The organism is Plantibacter sp. CFBP 8804 (assembly GCF_014841225.1).
Taxonomy (GTDB): Bacteria; Actinomycetota; Actinomycetes; order Actinomycetales; family Microbacteriaceae; genus Plantibacter; species Plantibacter auratus.
In genome coordinates this window covers 109153-129170 of the sequence record NZ_JACYTU010000001.1, presented here as the reverse complement: position 1 = coordinate 129170, position 20018 = coordinate 109153, and the positions used below count along the sequence as shown (strand labels likewise).

Sequence of the window (20018 nt, the reverse complement as noted above, 5' to 3'; positions counted from 1 at the left end):
CGTCTACCGTCCCCACCGGAGCGCCGCGGTCTGCACCGGGGCGTCCCACAATTCGATCAGTTCGTCGTCGAGTTTCAGGAGGGTGATCGACACACCCTGCATCTCGAGGCTGGTCGTGTAGTTCCCCACGAGCGACCGTGCCACCTCGATCCCGCGCTCCGCGAGCGCCTCGGCCACGCGGCGGAAGACGACGAAGAGCTCCACCTGCGGCGTCCCGCCCATCCCGTTCACCAGGACGAGGGCCCGCTCGCCCGGCGCGTACGGAAGGTCCTCGAGGATGGCGGCGAGCAGCCGGTCGACGATCCGGTCGGCGGGCTCCAGCGGGATGCGTTTACGGCCGGGCTCACCGTGGATCCCGATGCCGATCTCGATCTCGTCGTCGGCCAGGGTGAAACTCGGCTCGCCCGCGTGCGGGACGACGCACGGGGTGAGTGCCACGCCCATCGTTCGGGTGCGCTCGTTGACCTTCGTCGCGAGGTCGGCGACCTCGTCGAGTCCTCCCCCGGCCTCGGCACGTGCCCCGGCGAGCTTCTCCACGAGGACGGTGCCGGCGACACCCCGTCGCCCCGCCGTGTAGAGCGAGTCCTTCACCGCGACGTCGTCGTCGACGATGACCGAGCGCACCTCGATGCCCTCGGCCAGCGCGAGGTCGGCCGCGGTCTCGAAGTTGAGGACGTCACCCGTGTAGTTCTTGACGATGTGCAGGACGCCGGCACCACCGTCCACCGCCTTCGTGGCGGCGAGGATGGGGTCCGGAGTGGGCGAGGTGAACACCGGGCCGGGCACGGCGGCGTCGAGCATCCCGAATCCGACGAACCCGCCGTGGAGGGGCTCGTGCCCGCTGCCGCCGCCGCTCACGATCCCCACCTTCCCGGCGACCGGGGCATCGGCTCGGGCGATGAACACCGGGTCGAGCGACACGGTGACGAGGTCGGAGTGCGCGGCGCCGAATCCGGCCACCGCCTCGACGACGACGTCTTTGGGATCATTGATGAGCTTCTTCATTGAATCCTCCTGCAAGATCGGTTCGGGTCCGCCGACCGGGTATGCCGGCATCGGGTCTCAACCTACGCGCTGCGGCCCACCGCCGGTAGGGCCGGAAGACCCGGCCACGGCGCGGATCAGCGCGAGCCGAGCGTGCGGGTGGCGTCCACCCAGGCGTCGAGGGTCGCGCCCGCCGCACCCGAGTCGATGACGGCCGCGGCGGACACGAGTGCGGCGGCGAACCGCTCGAGGATCGGCCGCTGGGCCTGCGTCGGATCCTCCGACAGTTCGAACGCCACGATCCCGGCCGCGGCGTTCAGCAGGACGATGTCGCGGACCGGACCCTCCTCGCCGGCGAGCGTGGCGCGCACGACACCGGCATTCTGCTGGGCGTCACCGCCGATGAGATCGTCGATCGACGCACGGCGGATGCCGAGCTCCCGGGGATCCAGGTCGTGCTCGGTGACGGCTCCGCGGGTGACCTCCCAGAGGTGGCTGTGCCCTGTCGTCGTCAGTTCGTCGAGTCCGTCGTCGCCCCGGAAGACGAGGGCGGTCGCTCCGCGCGTCTGGAAGACGCCCACGAACAGCGGGATGCGGTCGGCGTGCGCGACGCCGCCCCCCGACGCCTCCGGCCGGGCCGGGTTGACGAGCGGGCCCAGGAAGTTGAAGACCGTCGGCACGCCGAGCTCCGCACGGACCGGTCCAGCGTGGCCGAAACCGGGGTGGAACGCCGCCGCGTACGCGAAGGTGATGCCCGTCGACGCCAGCACCTCCCCCACCAGGTCCGTCGGCAGGGCGAGGTCGACGCCCAGCGCCGAGAGCACGTCGCTCGATCCCGAGGCGGAACTCGCCGCACGGTTGCCGTGCTTGATGACGGGGATGCCCGTCGCCGCGGCGACGATGGAGGCGGTCGTCGAGATGTTGACCGTGCCGAAGCGGTCGCCGCCGGTGCCGACGATGTCGAGGGCCCGGGACGGGGCGACGAGCGGCTTCGCGTGGTCGAGGATCGCGTCGCGGAACCCGACGATCTCGTCGACCGTCTCCCCCTTACGGCGCAACGCGATCAGGAAGCCGGCGAGCTGGGCGTCCGTCACCTGGCCGGTCATGATCCGTTCCATGGCCCACGTCGACTCGGACACACTGAGATCGGTTCCGGCGAGCAGGTCGCCGATGAGCGTCGGCCAGGTCGTGAGAGGCATGTCGACGATCTTACAAGTGCGACTCGCCGACGCCTCGAGCGGCCTGTGGAGGCGAAGATCACATGAATCCCGCAGCAGAACCGAAGATTCCGGTCAGGAAATAAGGCTAGCCTTACTGAACCGAGCGTCCTCGCCGCCCCCGAAATGCGAAAAACCGCTCCGGCTTTCGGCCATAATGGAGGGGTGACGAGCACCTCAATCAACCTTGCGCCGAGCGCGCCCCGGATCAACCGACCGAACACGGTCGCGGTTGGAACGATCGTCTGGCTGGGCAGCGAGGTCATGTTCTTCGCCGGCCTCTTCGCGATCTACTTCACGCTGCGATCGATGGCCCCCGAGCTGTGGGCGGCCGAAGCCGGTCGCCTGAACGTCCCGTACTCGACGATCAACACGATCATCCTCGTGTCCTCGTCGTTCACGTGCCAGTTCGGCGTCTTCGCAGCGGAGCGCATGCAGCCCCGCATGACGGGCTGGAGCCCGCGCAAGTGGGGCATGGTCGAGTGGTTCTTCCTCACCTACGCCCTGGGCGCCGTGTTCGTCTCCGGCCAGATCCTCGAGTACGCGACGCTCGTCAGCGAGGGCATCTCCCTCAGCTCGAACGCGTACGGCTCGGCGTTCTACCTCACGACCGGCTTCCACGGCCTGCACGTGACCGGTGGCCTCATCGCCTTCCTCCTCGTGATCGGCCGTGCCTACGCCGTCAAACGATTCGGCCACAAGGAGGCGACGAGCGCCATCGTCGTCTCGTACTACTGGCACTTCGTCGACGTCGTGTGGATCGGCCTCTACTTCGTCATCTACATCCTGCGCTGACCCGGAATGACTGACTCCATGAAGACTGACCCCACCCAGACGACGACCACCAAGGCGTCCAAGAAGGCCGCCCGCGCCACGCGCAAGAGCGGCCGCCGCAGCCCGTTCGCCTCGGCGGCGCTGCTCGCGATCGGCCTCCTCGTGACCGGTGGCGCCTACGCAGCCGTCAGCGTCAGCACGGCCAGCGCCGAGCCCGTCGCCGCTGCCAAGTCACAGGCCTCCGTCGACGAGGGCGAGAAGCTCTTCTCCGCGAACTGCGCCACCTGCCACGGCCTCGACATGCAGGGCACGACCGCCGGACCGAGCCTCCTCGGCGTCGGTGCCGCCGCCGTCGACTTCCAGGTCGGCACCGGCCGGATGCCGCTGCAGAACCAGGGCCCGCAGGCCCCGGAGAAGCCCGTGCAGTTCACCGAGGAGCAGATCTCCTCCCTCGCGGCCTACGTCGCCTCGGTCGCACCCGGTCCGGAGATCCCCGAGGAGCAGTACCTCGACGGTGAGGGCGACGCCTCGAACGGCGCACAGCTCTTCCGCATCAACTGCGCGATGTGCCACAACGTCGCAGCCGCCGGTGGCGCCCTGACCGAGGGCAAGTACGCTCCCTCGCTCGTCGGCGTCAGCGCCGCCCACATCTACGAGGCCATGATCACCGGCCCGCAGAACATGCCCGTCTTCAACGACATGAACCTCTCCCCCGAGGACAAGCGCGACATCATCACCGCGCTCAAGTTCATGGAGAAGAACCCGTCACCGGGCGGCAACGACCTCGGCTCGCTCGGCCCCGTCTCCGAGGGCCTGTTCCTCTGGATCTTCGGCCTCGGCTCGATCGTGGCCCTCACCGTCTGGATCACCGCGAAGTCGAACTGACCGACGCGGATCGACAACACGTAAGAAGGAGCACCATGGCTCACGACAACTCGAGCGGCTCGGGTCACCCAGCCGCCGACTCGTCTGCCGATCCGTCCGCCCACGGGCAGGAGCTGCAGGTCGCGACCGGTACCGGGGTCATCTCCCGCGACGCCGTCGTCGACCCCGGCCTGCCTCCGCACCGGAAGCGCGTCACGGACCTCGACCCCAAGAAGGACAAGCGGGCCGAGCGCGCCGTCTACACCCTCTTCTACCTGTCGATCGCCGGCAGCGTCTGGGCGGTCGCCGCCTACATGGCGTTCCCGATCGAGCCCGAGGACATCGCCTCGGTGCGCCTGAACAACCTGTTCATCGGTCTCGGCATGGCGTTGGCCCTGCTCGCGATCGGTATCGGCGCCGTGCACTGGGGCAAGGCCCTCATGCACGACGAAGAGGGCATCGACTACCGTCACAAGGTCGGCGGCAACCAGGCCAGCCGCGATCGCGCGGTGGAGATCATGCACCAGGCGAACGTCGAGTCCGGCATCGGACGACGCGCGCTCATCCGCAACAGCCTCATCGGCTCCCTCATCGTCTTCCCGCTCCCGGGCATCGCGTTGTTCCGCGGTCTCGCGCCGTACGACGAAGACCCCGTCGAGCTCATGCAGCACACGATGTGGAAGGAAGGCACCCGCCTCGCCCGTGACCCTTCCGGTACGCCCATCAAGGCGTCCGACGTGACCCTCGGCAGTGCGTTCCACGTGATCCCCGAGAACCTCCACGAGGCCGATCACGTCCTCAACGAGAAGGCGAAGGCGATCGTGCTGCTCATGCGACTGAAGCCCGAAGACCTCGTCGAGGAGGAGTCGAAGAAGGACTGGTCCTACGACGGCATCGTCGCCTACTCCAAGGTGTGCACGCACGTCGGTTGCCCGGTCGCGCTCTACGAGCAGCAGACGCACCACCTCCTCTGCCCCTGCCACCAGTCGCAGTTCGATGTCACGAACCACTGCGCGGTCATCTTCGGACCGGCCGCCCGGCCGCTTCCGCAGCTGCCGATCACCGTCGACGACGAGGGCTACCTCGTCGCGCGGAGCGACTTCCACGAACCTGTCGGCCCGAGCTTCTGGGAGCGTCATTGAGCACCTCGACCGCAACACGCGCCCCTGAGCAGGCCAAGGCCGCTCCGGCGAAGAGCTCCGGTGGATTCACCGGCGCCGCAGCGAACTACCTCGAAGAGCGGACGTCCATCTCGGTCGCCGTCAAGGAGTTCGGCCGCAAGATCTTCCCCGACCACTGGTCGTTCCTCCTCGGCGAGGTGGCGCTCTACAGCTTCGTCATCATCCTGCTGTCGGGCTCCTTCCTCACCTTCTTCTTCCAGGCATCGATGGCGGAGGTCCACTACGACGGGTCCTTCGTCCCGCTGAAGAACATCGAGATGTCCGTCGCCATGGCGTCGACGCTCGACATCTCCTTCGACATCCGCGGCGGCCTCCTGATGCGTCAGGTGCACCACTGGGCGGCCCTGCTGTTCGTGGCGTCCATCGGCCTCCACATGCTGCGCATCTTCTTCACCGGTGCGTTCCGCAAGCCGCGTGAGCTGAACTGGGTGATCGGTTTCGTCCTGTTCATCCTGGCCATGGCCGAGGGCTTCACCGGGTACTCGCTGCCCGACGACCTGCTCTCCGGTAACGGTCTGCGGATCATCGACGGCATGGTCAAGGGTCTGCCCATCATCGGCACGTGGACGACCTTCCTGCTCTTCGGCGGGGAGTTCCCGGGCACCGACATCGTCGGCCGCCTCTACACGCTCCACATCCTGCTCCTGCCGGCGCTGGTGCTGCTCTTCATCGCCCTGCACCTGGTGTTCGTCGTCGTGCACAAGCACACGCAGTTCCCGGGCGCCGGTCGCACCGAGCAGAACGTGGTCGGATTCCCCGTCCTCCCCGTCTACGCGGCGAAGGCCGGTGGCTTCTTCTTCATCGTCTTCGGTGTCGTGATGCTCATCGCCTCGCTGTTCACGATCAACCCGATCTGGAACTACGGACCGTACGACCCCTCCCCGGTCTCGGCGGGTACGCAGCCTGACTGGTACATCGGGTTCGCCGACGGCGCGCTCCGACTGGTTCCGCCGCACCTCGAGTTCGTCCTCTGGGATCACACGTTCTCGTTCAACATCATCCTTCCCGTCCTCGTCCTGGGTCTGTTCATCGTCACGGTGTTCATCTACCCGTTCGTCGAGGCGTGGATCACGGGTGACAAGCGTGAGCACCACATCCTCGACCGTCCGCGCAACGCGCCGACCCGCACCGCCATCGGTGCTGCCGGTGTCACCTTCTACGCCGCCCTCTGGGCTGCTGCGAGCTCGGACATCATCGCCACCCACTTCAAGGTGACGATGGAGGGCGTGATCCACACGCTGCAGGCGATCCTCATCCTCGGACCGTTCATCGCCTACTTCATCGCGAAGCGCACCTGCCTGGCGCTGCAGAAGAAGGACCGCGAGATCCTCCTCCACGGCTACGAGACCGGGCGCATCGTCCGCCTCCCCGGGGGCGAGTTCATCGAGGTCCACGAGCCCGTCGACGAGTACGAGCGCTGGCGCCTCGCGAGCTACGACGACCACAAGCCGTTGATGATCCGTCCGAACGCCAAGGGCAAGATCACCGGCGTCCAGAAGGCTCGCGCCGCGATGTCCCGCTGGTTCTTCGAGGATCGGATCGCTCCGGTCACGAACACGGAGATCGAACGTTCCCACGGCGACCACCANCGTTGCGGGCGGGGATCGCCGAACTGCGCCGCGGCAAGACGCGTGCGACAGCGGAGGTCCGTGCACCCTCTCCCCCGTTCTCCGGGCGCCGAAGGCCGCTGCGGATGAGGTGAAGCCCTTCGACACGCTCAGGGACCCGCGTTCGCTCACCGCGGTTGCCGCATTCCTGTGCGACAGCAGACGATGGGAGCCGATCGACCGGCCCCGGCGGCGACGTTCCCGACCCAGGGTGATCGGGGCCGTACTGAGGAGACACCGGACTACTGCTGCCCTTCGACGGGCTCAGGGACCGGACTGCCTGCGCCAGGTCTCTTCGTACGCACCCTGGGTCGTTTGCAGAAGCGTGTGCCACCGGACAGGCTCAGCGCCAGGTTCCCCCTCTGCGCCAGGTCTCGTTGATACACACCCTGAATCCTCTGCGAGCGGCGTGTGCCCCTCGACAGCCTCAGGGACCGGCGGGCGCTCCCCCGGTCTATCAGGCATGAGGAGGCGTCACCAGTACGGCTGCCCACCGGGAGCAGCCTCGCCGGACGGAAGGGTGACGATCACGACCTTCGGGGGCGGGTGCGCGCACCAATCCGACTGCTTGTTCTCCACGTCCAGGCGAGCACCAGAACACGAAAGAGCCCCCGAGCATGGCTCGGGGGCTCTTCGATGACAGCTTGGGGATCAGCCCAGCGGGAGGATCTTCTTGTAGAACTCCGCCGTCACGTTGTAACCGAGACGACGATAGAAGTCGCCGGCTCGAGAGGTGGACATCGTCAGCTGGCGCGCACCGCGCTCGACGGCGTAGTGCTCGTTCGCCTCGACGAGGGCCGATCCGATGCCGGCGCCGCGGGCGGTCTCGTCGACGACGAGCTCCTGCAGGTGGGCGGTCAGGCCGGCCGCGTGCAGCAGCCGCGACACCGTCATCAGGGTGTATCCGACAACGCGGTTCGCTTCGTCGACCGCAACGTACAGCACGTTGGTCTCGTCTTCACGAGGGCGCATGACGTTGTTGTACGCCGCCATGAAGTCGTCCGCAACAGGCGGGATGGACCCGGTGATCAGCTGGCCGGCCAGCGCGAAGACGGCTGAACGGTCGTCGGGCTGACCACGACGGATGCTGAACGAGGCGACCATCAGCGTGCGAAGTATCCGCGGTAGTACTCGTAGTTCCAACCGACGACCGCGATGACGACCAGCGGGATGCCGATGATCGCGATCCAGAACCCGACCGCCAGACCGAGTACGAGCAGACCGCACGCACCGGCGAGGATGATGGGCCACCAGCTCCACGGGCTGAAGTGCCCGATCTCCGGGTCGCCGTCGTCGATGTTGGCCGTCAGCGTGTCCTCGGGGAGCTCTGCGCCCTGGCTCTTGTGCACCCGACTGAGATAGAAGCCGAGGAAGGCGCTCAGGATCGCGGCGAGAGCCAGGGTGACCGTGCCGACCCATTCGACCCGGCCGTGCAGCGGGTCGACGAGCGACCACACCGTGTAGACCGCGCAGAGGAGGGCGCAGAACACCGTCAGGATCGTGAAGAGGATGATATTGGCGCGCATGGCGGCTACTTCACCTTTCCGGCGTCGAGGTCGAGCGTGGGTGCGTCAGGCGCGTCCTTCGCGGGACCGACGCCGACCGGGATACCGACCTCGGGGTGGTGGAGGTCGAAGGCCGGGCGCTCCGAGCGGATGCGCGGGATGGAGACGAAGTTGTGACGAGGCGGGGGCGAGCTGGTCGCCCACTCGAGCGATCCACCGTAACCCCACGGGTCGTCCTCAGTGACTCGAGGAGCCTTCCGGATCGTGATGTACACGTTCAGGAAGAAGGGCAGCAGCGAGATGGCGAGGATGAACGAGCCCACGGTCGACAGCTGGTTCATCCAGGTGAAGCCGTCCTCAGGCGAGTACGTCGCGTAGCGGCGCGGGAACCCGATGACGCCCAACCAGTGCTGGATGAGGAACGTCGTGTGGAAGCCGATGAAGAGCAGCCAGAAGTGCCAGTAGCCGAGCTTCTCGTTGAGCATCTTGCCCGTCCACTTCGGCCACCAGAAGTAGAAGCCGGCGAACATGGCGAACACGACCGTGCCAAACACGACGTAGTGGAAGTGCGCCACGACGAAGTAGGAGTCGGAGACGTGGAAGTCGAGCGGCGGCGAAGCGAGGATGACACCGGTGAGTCCACCGAAGACGAAGGTGATCAGGAAGCCGATCGACCAGAGCATCGGGGTCTCGAAGGTGACCGAACCGCGCCACATCGTGCCCAGCCAGTTGAAGATCTTCACGCCGGTCGGAACCGCGATGAGCATCGTCATGAGGGCGAAGAACGGCAGGAGCACCGATCCGGTGACGTACATGTGGTGTGCCCACACCGTCACGGAGAGGGCCGCGATCGCGATCGTCGCGTAGATCAGGGTCTTGTAGCCGAAGATCGGCTTGCGGCTGAACACCGGGAAGATCTCGGACACGATGCCGAAGAACGGCAGCGCGATGATGTAGACCTCGGGGTGCCCGAAGAACCAGAACAGGTGCTGCCACAGGATGACGCCGCCGTTGGCCGCGTCGTAGATGTGGGCGTCGAACACGCGGTCCGCGGCAAGGCCGAAGAGGGCCGCTGCGAGCACCGGGAACGCCATCAGGACGAGGATGGACGTCACGAGGACGTTCCACGTGAAGATCGGCATGCGGAACATCGTCATGCCGGGAGCGCGCATCGTGATGATCGTGGTGATGAAGTTGACGCCACCGAGGATGGTGCCGAAGCCGCTGAGCGCCAGGCCGAGGACCCAGAGATTGCCTCCGAGCCCTGGCGAGAACGTCGTACTCGACAGTGGCGCATAGGCGAACCAGCCGAAGGCGGCGGCACCCTGCGGGGTGAGGAAGCCACCGACGGCGATGAGGCTACCGAAGGCGTAGAGCCAGAACGCGAAGGCGTTCAGTCGCGGGAAGGCGACGTCCGGTGCGCCGATCTGCAGCGGCATGAGCGCGTTCGCGAACCCGGCGAAGAGCGGCGTCGCGAACATGAGGAGCATGATCGTGCCGTGCATCGTGAAGAGCTGGTTGTACTGCTCCTTCGTCTCCACGATCGTGCCGCCGGGCTCGAAGAGCTGGGCGCGGATGATGAGCGCCATCACACCGCCGAGGCAGAAGAAGATGAACGAGGCGATCAGGTACATGTACCCGATGGTCTTGTGGTCGGTGGAGGTGATCCACTTGACCAGGATGTTGCCCTTGCGCTCGACCGAGGTGCGTCCGACGACGCTCGCCTGGCCTGCGGGAAGCGTGGTGGAGGTCATTCCCCGTCTCCGTGCTCTTCGAGACCTGCCGGCGCCTTGGTGCCGGGGAGGTTGCTGTTGCGATCGTATTCCGTGCCGTAGTCGCCGATGTTGCCCGACTCGGCCAGGTCTTCGAGGTGCTTGTCGTACTCGGCCTGCGAGACGACCTTCACGTTGAAGAGCATGAGCGAGTGGTACTCGCCGCAGAGCTCGGCACACTTGCCGGCGTACGTGCCCTCGCGCTCGGGGGTGAAGGACATGTAGTTCGTCTTGCCCGGGATCATGTCCTTCTTGTAGAGGAAGTCGATGACCCAGAAGGAGTGGATGACGTCGCGCGACTGCAGCGCGATCTTCACCGTCTTGCCGACGGGCAGGTAGAGCGTGGGGAGTGCGTCCTGGTCGATGACGCCACCGGGCTTCTCATCGGCCTGCACGCCTGCGGTCCAGACGTCCTGGCCGTTGACGGCCTCGTCGTACACGAAGTCCCACGCCCACTGCTTGGCGAAGACCTCGATGGCCACGTCGGGATCCTCGTACTGGGTCTCGATCGCGTTCTGGTCGCGTGCCGTGAAGGCGAAGAAGCCGAGCACCAGGATGAGCGGGACGATCGTGTAGAAGATCTCGATCGGCATGTTGTACCGCAGCTGGACCGGGAGACCGGTCTGTCCCTTGCGGCGTCGGTACACGATGACGGCCCAGATGATGAGCCCCCACGTGATGACACCGACTGCGAGCAGCACCAGCCATGCCGTCACCCACAGGCCCGCGATGCGGTCCGTGTGGTTCGTGACGGGAGATTCGCCCTCGACGAATCCCGGCAGGTAACCATGCAGTTCCGCCTGCGTACAACCCGCCAGGACTATGGCGAGTGTGGCTGCGACCGGAATGGCAGCCCATCTGAGACGACGAGTCGAGCGCACCTCTGAAACCTTTCGAATACACACCTGTGGATCGCCCCCCAGTCTAGTGGGGATGGGCGGTGAACGCCGGACCATTCGCGTCCGCGGTGCGGGATCGTGACCGGAATGACGAAGGGGAAACCACCCGCGACCGGGTAATTTCCCCTTCAGGAAGAATCTGGCTCAGTGGAAGCTGTCGCCGCAGGCGCAGCTGCCCTCGGCATTGGGGTTGTCGATGGTGAACCCCTGCTTCTGGATGGTGTCCTCGAAGTCGATCTTGGCGCCGTCGAGGTAGGGGACGCTCATCTTGTCGACGATGACCTCGACGCCGTCGAAGTCGACCGTGGCGTCGCCGTCGAGCATGCGCTCGTCGAAGTACAGCTGGTAGATGAGGCCCGAGCACCCACCCGGCTGGACGGCCACGCGGAGACGGAGGTCGTCGCGACCCTCCTGCTCGAGGAGGCTCTTGACCTTCTGCGCCGCCGTGTCGGACAGGCCGACGCCGTGAGCCGCGTCGATCTTGGTCTCGGTCAGGATGGTGTCGCTCATGATGCTCCTCGCGAGGTCTGGCGGCGCCGGGTCGACGCCTGTGTGAGATTCTACCGCCTGCCGCGCCGGACGCACCCCGTGGTTCCGGCGGCGCGTCCGGCGCCGACTACGCGTCGGAGGACGGGCGGGGTGCGGCCGCCAGGCGGGCGAGGAGCACCGCCTCCGTGAGGATCGCCTTCTGGAAGACGCCGAGGTGCAGCGACTCGTTCGGGCTGTGGGCGCGCGAGTGCGGGTCCTCGACACCGGTGACGAGGATCTGGGCGTCCGGGAAGACCCGGACGAGGTCGGCGATGAACGGGATCGATCCGCCGACACCCGTCTCCACGGGCTCGACCTCCCAGGCGTCGGCCATGGCGCGCTTCGCCTCGGCGACGGCCCAACCGCTCGTGTCCACGAGGAACGGGCTCCCCTGGTCGACCTCGTCGATCGTCAGCTGTGCGCCGAACGGGCTGTTGGCGAGGAGGTGGGCCTCGAGTGCACGGTAGGCCTCGGCCGGATCCTGCCCGGGGGCGATCCGCGCACTGATGCGCACCGACACCTCCGGGATGAGCGTGTTCGAGGCGTTGGCCACCGACGGTGCGTCGATGCCCGTGACGGTGATCGCGGGCTGCGACCAGATCCGGCTGAGGATGGAGCCGCGGCCGATGGGCGAGACCCCCTCGGACAGACCTGACTCGGCGCGGAGCTGCGCCTCGTCGAACTCCGGGGTGACGGCGTCGTGCGAGGTGAGTCCGTCGACCGCCACCGAACCGTCCGCGTCCCACAGGGTCGCGAGCAGGGTGACCGTGGCCAGCATCGCGTCCGGCACCGCTCCCCCGAGCATCCCGGAGTGGGAGGCGTGGTCGAGGGTCTTCACGCGCAGCCGGAACGTGACGTTGCCGCGCAGACCGATCGTCAGCGCCGGCGTCCGCTCGTCCCAGTTGTCGCTGTCGGCGACGACGATCACGTCCGCAGCGAGGGTGTCGCGGTGCTCCTCCAGGAAGGAACCGAAGGACCGCGAGCCGAACTCCTCCTCGCCCTCGATGAACAGCACGATACCGAGGTCGAGGTCGGAGCCGAGGACCTCGGTGACGGCTCGGATCGCGGCGATGTGGGACATGACGCCGGCCTTGTCGTCAGCCGCGCCCCGTCCGTAGATGCGGCCGTCGCGGACGGTCGGCTCGAACGGCGGCGAGTCCCATTTGTCGTCGCTTCCGGGGGGCTGGACATCGTGATGCGCGTAGAGCAGCACGGTCGGTCGGCCGTTCCGTGGTTCGCGGCGGGCCAGCACGGCGGGCTGTCCGAGCTCCGCGCCGCCGTCGATGGCGGACCGGCGCACCGAGACCTCGTCGAAGACACCGAGACCGCGGGCGAGCTCCGCGACCGCCTCGGCACTCCGCGCCACCTCGGCCGCGTCGAACGCCGACCACGAGACCGAGGGGATGCGGACGAGCGCCGACAGATCGGCGATCGACGACGGCAACGCACCGGCGACGGATTCGCGCAGCCGATCGAGGACTTCCTGGTCGTTGCGTGGGTCTTGGGTCGATTCCGTCGTGGTACCTGTCGTCATGCGAGTAATCTTAAGGGAATCCCCGAATCAAGGACGTTCCATCGTGGCCAAACAGCAGAGCACCCCGGCATCAGAGCCGATCGTCGAGACCGCAGCGCAGACGGCTGAGCGCCTCGCCCGCGGAGCCAAGGAGGCGAAGGGTCGACCCACCCCCTCACGGGCGGAACGCGAGGCGCAGAACAAGCGTCCGCTCGTCCCCTCCGACCGCAAGGAGGCCTCGAAGGCGGCGAAGGCGCAGCAGGCCGAGGCACGGCGGCGGGCGCAGGCCGGCATGGCCGCCGGCGACGACAAGTTCCTCCCGGCACGCGAGCGCGGTCCGCAGAAGAAGTTCGTCCGCGACTACGTCGACGCCCGGTTCAACATCGGCGAGTTCATGATCCCGGTGATGTTCCTCGTGATCATCCTCACCTTCATGCCGGTGCCCGAGATCCAGGTCTACGGCATGCTCACCCTCTGGGTGTTCTTCATCATCGCGATCGCCGACTGCTTCTTCCTCGGCTTCCGCGTCCGGAAGGCGCTGCGGGCGAAGTTCGGGCAGGACGAGCGCGGCGTGCGCTGGTACGCCGCCATGCGAGCGCTGCAGCTGCGCCCGCTCCGCCTGCCCAAGCCGCAGGTCAAGCGCNCGATGACGCGTGGTGCCGCTCAGCGGCCGGTTCGAGCCAGCCGGTCGAGCCCGCGGTTGATGTGCCTCGCCCAGAGCGGCCCGCGGTAGAGGAACGCCGTGTAGCCCTGCACGAGGGTTGCTCCTGCGTCCAAGCGCTCCTGGACGTCTTCGGCGGTGTCGACGCCCCCGACCGAGATGACGCACAACTCCGGGGGCACGATGGCCCGGATGCGCCGCAGGACGACGAGCGAGCGGGCGGCCAGCGGTGCACCGGACAGTCCGCCGGCCCCGGCCGCCTCGATGATGGCGGGATCGGTGGTCAGTCCGTCGCGCGAGATGGTCGTGTTCGTCGCGATGACGCCGTCCAGGCCGAGTTCGACGACCAGCTCTGCGATGCGGTCGACCTCCGCATCGCTCAGGTCGGGCGCGATCTTGACGAGCAACGGCGTCGAACCGGCGGCGGCGCGGACGGCCTCGAGCAGCGGCGCGAGCTGGTCGAGCTCCTGGAGGCCGCGGAGCCCAGGGGTGTTCGGCGAGCTGACGTTGACCACGAGGTAGTCGGCCACGGGCGCGAGGAGCGTCGCGCTCCGGACGTAGTCGGCCGTGGCGTCGGCGACGTCCACGACACGGCTCTTGCCGATGTTCACGCCGAGGACGGGTCGGCGGCTCACCCGCGCGGTCCGTTCGAGCCGACGCCTGGCCTGGTCGGCTCCCCCGTTGTTGAAGCCCATGCGGTTGACGACCGCCCGATCGGCGATGAGTCGGAACAGCCGGGGCTTGGGGTTGCCCGGCTGCGGGATCGCCGTGATCGTGCCCACCTCGACATGGCCGAACCCGAGGAGTCCGAGGCCGAGGACGCCCTTGCCGTCCTTGTCGAAGCCGGCGGCGACACCGAACGGGGTCTCGAACCGCAGCCCCAGCGTCTCCACCGACTGGTCGAGTCGCGGCGCCGTCCAGCGCCTGATGACGGGGCCGAAGCCGGTCGCGGGAAGCGAGCGGATGACGTCGAAGGCCAGGTGGTGTGCGCGTTCGGGATCGAGCTTGGACAGCACCTGCGAGAAGAGGAAGCGGTACACGGCTCAGAGCTCCTCGGACGGCACGGGGGCGGCACCGGAAGCGTGCTCGACGCGGAGCAGCGCGATCGCGGACTCGAAGTCGTCGAGCGACTCGAAGGCCTGGTACACACTGGCGAAGCGGAGGTACGCGACCTCATCCAGCTCCCGCAACGGCGCGAGGATCGCCAGACCGATGTCGTTCGCGTCGATCTGCGACGCGCCGGTGGCGCGGATGGACTCCTCCACCCGCTGAGCCAGCACGGCGAGGTCGGAGTCCGTCACCGGGCGGCCCTGGCAGGCCTTGCGGACACCACTCACGACCTTCTCCCGGCTGAAGGGCTCCACCACGCCGGAACGCTTGATCACGCCGAGACTCGAGGTCTCCATGGTGCTGAAGCGCCTCCCGCACTCGGGGCACTGCCGGCGTCGGCGGATGGCGAGTCCGTCGTCGCTGGTGCGCGAGTCGATCACCCGGGAATCCGGATGGCGGCAGAACGGGCAGTACATCAGCGGGCTCCCTCGGGGGTGGTGGGGGCGGCGGTGTCGTCCGCCGCACGGATCTCGGCATCGACGAGCCCGAACCGGGCCGTCACCGCCTCACCGTGCGCCGGCAGGTCCTCCGAGCCCGAGAGGGCGACGATGTGGGCCGCGACCTGACGGAGCGCCGGTTCGTCGTACCGGACGACCTGCTGCGGCCGGAGGAAGGTGAACGCTCCGAGGCCCGAGGAGAACCGTGCCTGGCCGCCCGTCGGGAGGACGTGGTTCGACCCGGCCAGGTAGTCCCCGAGGCTGACCGGGGTGTGGTCGCCGAGGAAGATCGCGCCGGCGTTGGTGATGGCGCCGAGGAGCGACTCCGGGTCGCGTGTCTGCACCTCGAGGTGCTCCGGTCCGTACGCATTGCTGAACGCCACGGCGGCCTCGAGGTCGTCGACGAGCACGATCGCCGATTGCGGCCCGCCCAGGGCCTCGACGACGCGCGCTCCGTGACGTGTGCCTGCGGCGTACCGCTGCAGCCACTCCTCCACCGCGGTGGCGAGCGCAGCACTGTCGGTGACGAGCAGCGATGCCGCCGCCTCGTCGTGTTCCGCCTGGCTGACGAGGTCGGCTGCGACGAGCCGGGCATCGGCGCCGGCGTCCGCGATGACCAGGATCTCGGTGGTCCCGGCCTCGGCGTCGATCCCCACCTGCCCCTTCACGAGGCGTTTGGCGGCCGCCACGAAGATGTTGCCGGGACCGGTCACGACGTCGACCGGGTCGAGGGCGAGGTCGGGTACCCCGTAGGCGAACGCACCGATCGCTCCGGCGCCGCCCATGGCGTAGACCTCGGTCACCCCGAGCAACCCTGCGGCACCGAGGATCGTCGGGTGGACGCGGCCGCCGAACTCGCGCTGCGGGGGCGAAGCGAGCGCCACGGAACCGACGCCGGCCTCCTGGGCCGGCACGACGTTCATGACGACACTCGAGGGGTAGACGGCCTTCCCGCCCGGGACGTAGAGGCCGACACGGCCGACCGGGGCCCAGCGCTGCACGACGGTCGCGCCGTCGGCGAGCTCGGTCGTGCGCTCCGGCGGGACCTGCGCTCTCGTGGCGGTCCGGACCCGGTCGATGGCCTCCACGAGCGCGGCGCGCACGGCCGGCCCGAGTGCCGTGACGGCGGCGTCGATCTCGGCCTGTGGGACGCGGATCCGCTCGGGGCGTCCCCCGTCGAACCGGTCTGCCTGCGCCAAGAGGGCCTCGGAACCGTCCGCTCGGACGGCGTCGATCAGCGCCTGCGCGGCATGCGCTGCCGCGGTGATGTCGACGACGGGACGGGGCAGCATGTCCAGGAGCTCGGTGCGGCTCGGCCGCACTCCCCTGAGGTCAATGGTGGTGATCATGGCCGTCACAGCCTATCGTCCGCAGCGGTCCGTCCCGGCTGCCGCCCGCCTCCGAACGGGGTCAGCCGAGACAGTTCGGGCCGAGCAGGGACTTCAGCTCGCCGAAGAGTCCGGACGAGAGACTGACGCGATGGGGCAGCTCGAACACCCGCGCGATCTCGCCTCGGACGAGCTTCAATCGGACCTCGGTCGACCCAGCGTGCCGCGTGAGCACGTCGCTGAGCGTGGTCACCGTCTCGGTCGTCGCCCGGGCGTCCGCCATCGACAGCTGGAGCATGCGGTCGGCACCGGCCTCGGGCAGTTCGGGCGAGAAGATGCTGTACGCGTGGAGGTTCATCCCGTCGTCTCGAACACTGACCCGTCCGCGGACCACCACGATCGAGTCGCCGACGAGTTCGGAGGCGAACTCCTGATACGCCTTGCCCATGAACATGGCGGTCATCTCGCCGCCGAAGTCCTCGACCTGGATCATGCCGTACTGGTTGCCGGAGGCCTTGGCGATCCGATGCTGGACACTCGTGACGAGCCCCGAGATCACGACGGTCTCGCCGTCCATGCCCTCGGAGGTCATGAGGTCGGTGATGGTCGTCGTGGCGTGCTTCGCCAACTCGATCTCGAGTCCGGCCAGCGGGTGGTCCGAGACGTACAGCCCCAGCATCTCCCGTTCGAAGTTGAGCTTGTCGCGCTTGCTCCAGTCGGGACGCGCGGGGACGCTCGCGAGCGGAACCTCGCCGACCTCGGCGAACAGGCTGTCGAAGTCGAAGCCGATGCTCCCGGACGCCTCGGCACGCTTGTCCTTCACGACCGAGTCGACGGCGTCCTCGTGGATCTCGTAGAGCGCACGTCTGCTGTCGCCCATGGAGTCGAACGCGCCGGCCTTGATGAGCGACTCGATGGTCCGCTTGTTCGCCACCGGCAACGGCACCTTGCGGAGGAAGTCGTGGAACGAGGTGAACCGGCCCTCGCGCTCGCGTGCCTGCCGGATGAGCTCCACGACGTTCGAACCGACGTTGCGGACGGCACCCAGACCGAACCGGATGTCCTCCCCGACTGCGGCGAAGAACCCGATGGACTCGTTGACGTCGGGCGGCAGGACCTGGATCCCCATGCGGCGGCACTCGTTGAGGTAGAGCGCCATCTTGTCCTTGGAGTCGCCGACACTCGTCAGCAGACCGGCCATGTACTCGGCCGGGTAGTGCGCCTTGAGGTACGCCGTCCAGTAGGAGATGACCCCGTAGGCGGCGGAGTGCGCCTTGTTGAACGCGTAGTCCGAGAACGGGAGGAGGATCTCCCACAGCTTGTTGACGGCCTCCATCGAGAAGCCGTTCGCGACCATGCCGCCGGAGAAGCCCTCGAACTGCTTGTCCAGTTCGGACTTCTTCTTCTTACCCATCGCACGACGGAGGATGTCGGCCTGCCCGAGGGAGAAGCCGGCGACCTTCTGCGCGATCGCCATCACCTGCTCCTGGTAGATGATGAGGCCGTAGCTCGTCGACAGGATCTCGGAGAGCGGTTCCTCGAGCTGCGGGTGGATCGGGGTGATCTCCTGTAGGCCGTTCTTCCGCAGCGCGTAGTTCGTGTGCGAGTTCGCGCCCATCGGCCCGGGCCGGTACAGGGCGATCAGCGCCGAGATGTCCTCGAAGTTGTCGGGCTTCATGAGGCGCAGCAGCGCGCGCATCGGTCCGCCGTCGAGCTGGAACACCCCGAGGGTGTCGCCTCGGGACAGGAGTTCGTACGCACCGCGGTCGTCGAGTTCGAGGTCTTCGAGGACGAGTTCGATGTCGCGGTTGCTCTTGATGTTGTCGAGGGCGTCGTTGATGATCGTCAGGTTGCGCAACCCGAGGAAGTCCATCTTGATCAATCCGAGGGACTCGCACGCCGGGTAGTCGAACTGCGTGACGATCTGGCCGTCCTGCTCGCGCTTCATGATCGGGATGATGTCGATGAGCGGGTCGCTCGACATGATCACGCCGGCCGCGTGCACGCCCCACTGGCGCTTCAGGTTCTCGATGCCGAGCGCGGTCTCGAAGACGGTCCGCGCCTCCGGGTCGGTGTCGAGGATGCCACGGAGATCGACCGCCTCCTTGTACCGCGGGTGCTTGGTGTCGAGGATGCCCTCGAGCGGGATGTCCTTGCCCATGACCGCCGGCGGCATGGCCTTCGTCAGCTTGTCGCCCATGCCGAACGGGAAGCCGAGGACGCGCGACGAGTCCTTGAGCGCCTGCTTGGCCTTGATGGTGCCGTACGTGACGATCTGCGCGACGCGCTCGTCGCCGTACTTCTCGGTGACGTACTTGATGACCTCGCCGCGGCGACGGTCGTCGAAGTCGACGTCGAAGTCGGGCATCGACACGCGGTCGGGGTTGAGGAACCGCTCGAAGATGAGGCCGTGGCGGAGTGGGTCGAGGTCGGTGATCTGCATCGCATACGCCGCCATGGAACCGGCACCGGAACCACGACCAGGACCGACCCGGATGCCGTTGCGCTTCGACCACTGGATGAAGTCGGCGACGACGAGGAAGTACCCGGGGAAGCCCATTTGCACGATGACGCGCGTCTCGTAGTTCGCCCGTTCCCGGACGTCGGCGGGGATCCCGTTCGGGTACCGCAGGTTCAGCCCGGTCTCGACCTCCTTGATGAACCAGCTCTCCTCGTTCTCGCCCTCCGGCACGGGGAATCGCGGCATGTAGTTGGCCGAGGTGTCGAAGGCGACATCGCACCGCTCGGCGATCGCGAGGGTGTTGTCGCACGCCTCGGGATACTCGCGGAACAGCCGGCGCATCTCGTCCGCGGACTTCAGGTAGAACTCGTCGGCGTCGAACTTGAACCGGTTCGGGTCGTTGAGGGTGGAGCCGGACTGCACGCAGAGGAGGGCGGCGTGGGCCTTGGCGTCCGCGGCGTGCGTGTAGTGGAGGTCGTTCGTCGCGAGGAGCGGGAGACCGAGGTCTTTGGACAGCCTGATGAGGTCGGCCATGATCCGGCGCTCGATCCCGAGCCCGTGGTCCATGATCTCGCAGAAGTAGTTCTCCGCGCCGAAGATGTCACGGAAGTCAGCCGCGGCCTTGACCGCTTCGTCGTACTGGCCGAGACGGAGTCGCGTCTGCACCTCGCCGCTCGGGCATCCGGTCGTCGCGATGAGGCCGGCGCTGTACTGGCTCAGGATCTCGCGGTCCATGCGCGGCTTGAAGTAGTACCCCTCGATCGACGCCTTCGACGAGAGCCGGAACAGGTTGTGCATCCCCTCGGTGGTCTCCGAGAGCAAGGTCATGTGGGTGTAGGCGCCGGCGCCGGAGACGTCGTCTCCCCCACCGTCGCCCCACTTGATCCGCGTCCGGTCGCCGCGCGCGGTCCCCGGGGTGATGTACGCCTCGGTCCCGATGATCGGCTTGATTCCGGCATCGGTCGCCGTGCGCCAGAAGTCGAAGGCACCGAACATGTTGCCGTGGTCGGTCACGGCGACGGCGGGCATGCCCTGCTCGACCGCGGCCTGGATGAGCGGCTTCACGCGGGCTGCTCCGTCGAGCATCGAATACTCGCTGTGGACGTGCAGATGGACGAACGAATCGGTGGACGTGGGCACGGACGGCGCCTCCGGGGATCGTGCTGTGGGGTTCGGC

At 67.6% G+C, this 20018-nt stretch carries 15 protein-coding genes and 2 pseudogenes; 5 read left to right on the top strand and 12 right to left on the bottom strand.

Annotated elements, in window-relative coordinates; genetic code table 11:
• Positions 1–3 precede the first annotated feature (3 nt).
• Positions 4–1005 carry a dihydroxyacetone kinase subunit DhaK gene (dhaK, locus tag IFU11_RS00610; RefSeq protein WP_192017913.1) on the bottom strand — a complete coding sequence of 334 codons (1002 nt, stop codon included), beginning with the start codon at positions 1003–1005 and terminating at the stop codon, positions 4–6.
• 116 nt (positions 1006–1121) lie between these two features.
• Complete coding sequence (trpD, locus tag IFU11_RS00605) at positions 1122–2183, bottom strand: anthranilate phosphoribosyltransferase (protein WP_192017912.1); 1062 nt, start codon at positions 2181–2183, stop codon at positions 1122–1124.
• Between the two features lie 183 nt (positions 2184–2366).
• Here trpD and ctaE point away from each other — a divergent pair, with 183 nt between their 5' ends.
• The 4 genes and pseudogenes from ctaE to qcrB form a co-directional block, all read left to right on the top strand.
• A complete protein-coding gene (gene ctaE / locus IFU11_RS00600; protein ID WP_428844491.1) occupies positions 2367–2996 on the top strand; it encodes an aa3-type cytochrome oxidase subunit III in 630 nt (209 codons plus the stop codon).
• A gap of 18 nt (positions 2997–3014) precedes the next feature.
• Complete coding sequence (qcrC, locus tag IFU11_RS00595; RefSeq protein WP_064296976.1) at positions 3015–3860, top strand: cytochrome bc1 complex diheme cytochrome c subunit; 846 nt, start codon at positions 3015–3017, stop codon at positions 3858–3860.
• 35 nt (positions 3861–3895) lie between these two features.
• Positions 3896–4981 (top strand): cytochrome bc1 complex Rieske iron-sulfur subunit, encoded by a 1086-nt coding sequence (gene qcrA, locus IFU11_RS00590; RefSeq protein ID WP_085510950.1) that lies wholly within the window; start codon positions 3896–3898, stop codon positions 4979–4981.
• Positions 4978–6608: pseudogene (gene qcrB / locus IFU11_RS00585) on the top strand (cytochrome bc1 complex cytochrome b subunit); the annotation flags it as partial. The gene qcrA and the pseudogene qcrB, both read left to right, overlap by 4 nt.
• A 670-nt stretch (positions 6609–7278) precedes the next feature.
• Here qcrB and IFU11_RS00580 read toward each other — a convergent pair.
• From IFU11_RS00580 to IFU11_RS00555, 6 genes are all read right to left on the bottom strand, one after another.
• Positions 7279–7731 (bottom strand): GNAT family N-acetyltransferase, encoded by a 453-nt coding sequence (locus IFU11_RS00580; RefSeq protein WP_192017911.1) that lies wholly within the window; start codon positions 7729–7731, stop codon positions 7279–7281.
• Positions 7731–8153, bottom strand: a complete 423-nt coding sequence (locus tag IFU11_RS00575; RefSeq protein ID WP_064296980.1) for a cytochrome c oxidase subunit 4 — start codon at positions 8151–8153, stop codon at positions 7731–7733. Before IFU11_RS00575 ends, IFU11_RS00580 begins: the two co-directional genes overlap by 1 nt.
• Positions 8154–8158: 5 nt before the next feature.
• Positions 8159–9886 carry an aa3-type cytochrome oxidase subunit I gene (gene ctaD / locus IFU11_RS00570; RefSeq protein WP_085510953.1) on the bottom strand — a complete coding sequence of 576 codons (1728 nt, stop codon included), beginning with the start codon at positions 9884–9886 and terminating at the stop codon, positions 8159–8161.
• Positions 9883–10785 carry an aa3-type cytochrome oxidase subunit II gene (gene ctaC / locus IFU11_RS00565; RefSeq protein WP_079706003.1) on the bottom strand — a complete coding sequence of 301 codons (903 nt, stop codon included), beginning with the start codon at positions 10783–10785 and terminating at the stop codon, positions 9883–9885. The genes ctaD and ctaC overlap by 4 nt, the downstream gene beginning before the upstream one ends.
• Before the next feature lie 162 nt (positions 10786–10947).
• Positions 10948–11313, bottom strand: a complete 366-nt coding sequence (gene erpA, locus IFU11_RS00560) for an iron-sulfur cluster insertion protein ErpA (protein ID WP_064296983.1) — start codon at positions 11311–11313, stop codon at positions 10948–10950.
• A gap of 106 nt (positions 11314–11419) precedes the next feature.
• Positions 11420–12865 (bottom strand): dipeptidase, encoded by a 1446-nt coding sequence (locus IFU11_RS00555; protein WP_079706004.1) that lies wholly within the window; start codon positions 12863–12865, stop codon positions 11420–11422.
• Between IFU11_RS00555 and IFU11_RS00550 the strand changes: the two are divergent.
• A pseudogene (locus IFU11_RS00550) lies at positions 12864–13487 on the top strand (DUF3043 domain-containing protein); the annotation flags it as partial. The gene IFU11_RS00555 and the pseudogene IFU11_RS00550 overlap by 2 nt on opposite strands.
• 20 nt (positions 13488–13507) lie before the next feature.
• Here the strand turns inward: IFU11_RS00550 and IFU11_RS00545 are convergent.
• The 4 genes from IFU11_RS00545 to dnaE form a co-directional block, all read right to left on the bottom strand.
• A complete protein-coding gene (locus tag IFU11_RS00545; protein ID WP_192017910.1) occupies positions 13508–14545 on the bottom strand; it encodes a quinone-dependent dihydroorotate dehydrogenase in 1038 nt (345 codons plus the stop codon).
• Between the two features lie 3 nt (positions 14546–14548).
• Positions 14549–15031, bottom strand: a complete 483-nt coding sequence (nrdR, locus tag IFU11_RS00540; protein WP_064296987.1) for a transcriptional regulator NrdR — start codon at positions 15029–15031, stop codon at positions 14549–14551.
• Entirely contained in the window at positions 15031–16401 is a 1371-nt protein-coding gene (gene hisD, locus IFU11_RS00535) for a histidinol dehydrogenase (RefSeq protein ID WP_192017909.1), read from the bottom strand. Before hisD ends, nrdR begins: the two co-directional genes overlap by 1 nt.
• 61 nt (positions 16402–16462) lie before the next feature.
• On the bottom strand, positions 16463–19927 hold the full coding sequence (gene dnaE / locus IFU11_RS00530; protein WP_199862116.1) for a DNA polymerase III subunit alpha: 3465 nt from the start codon (positions 19925–19927) through the stop codon (positions 16463–16465).
• Between the last annotated feature and the right edge of the window lie 91 nt (positions 19928–20018).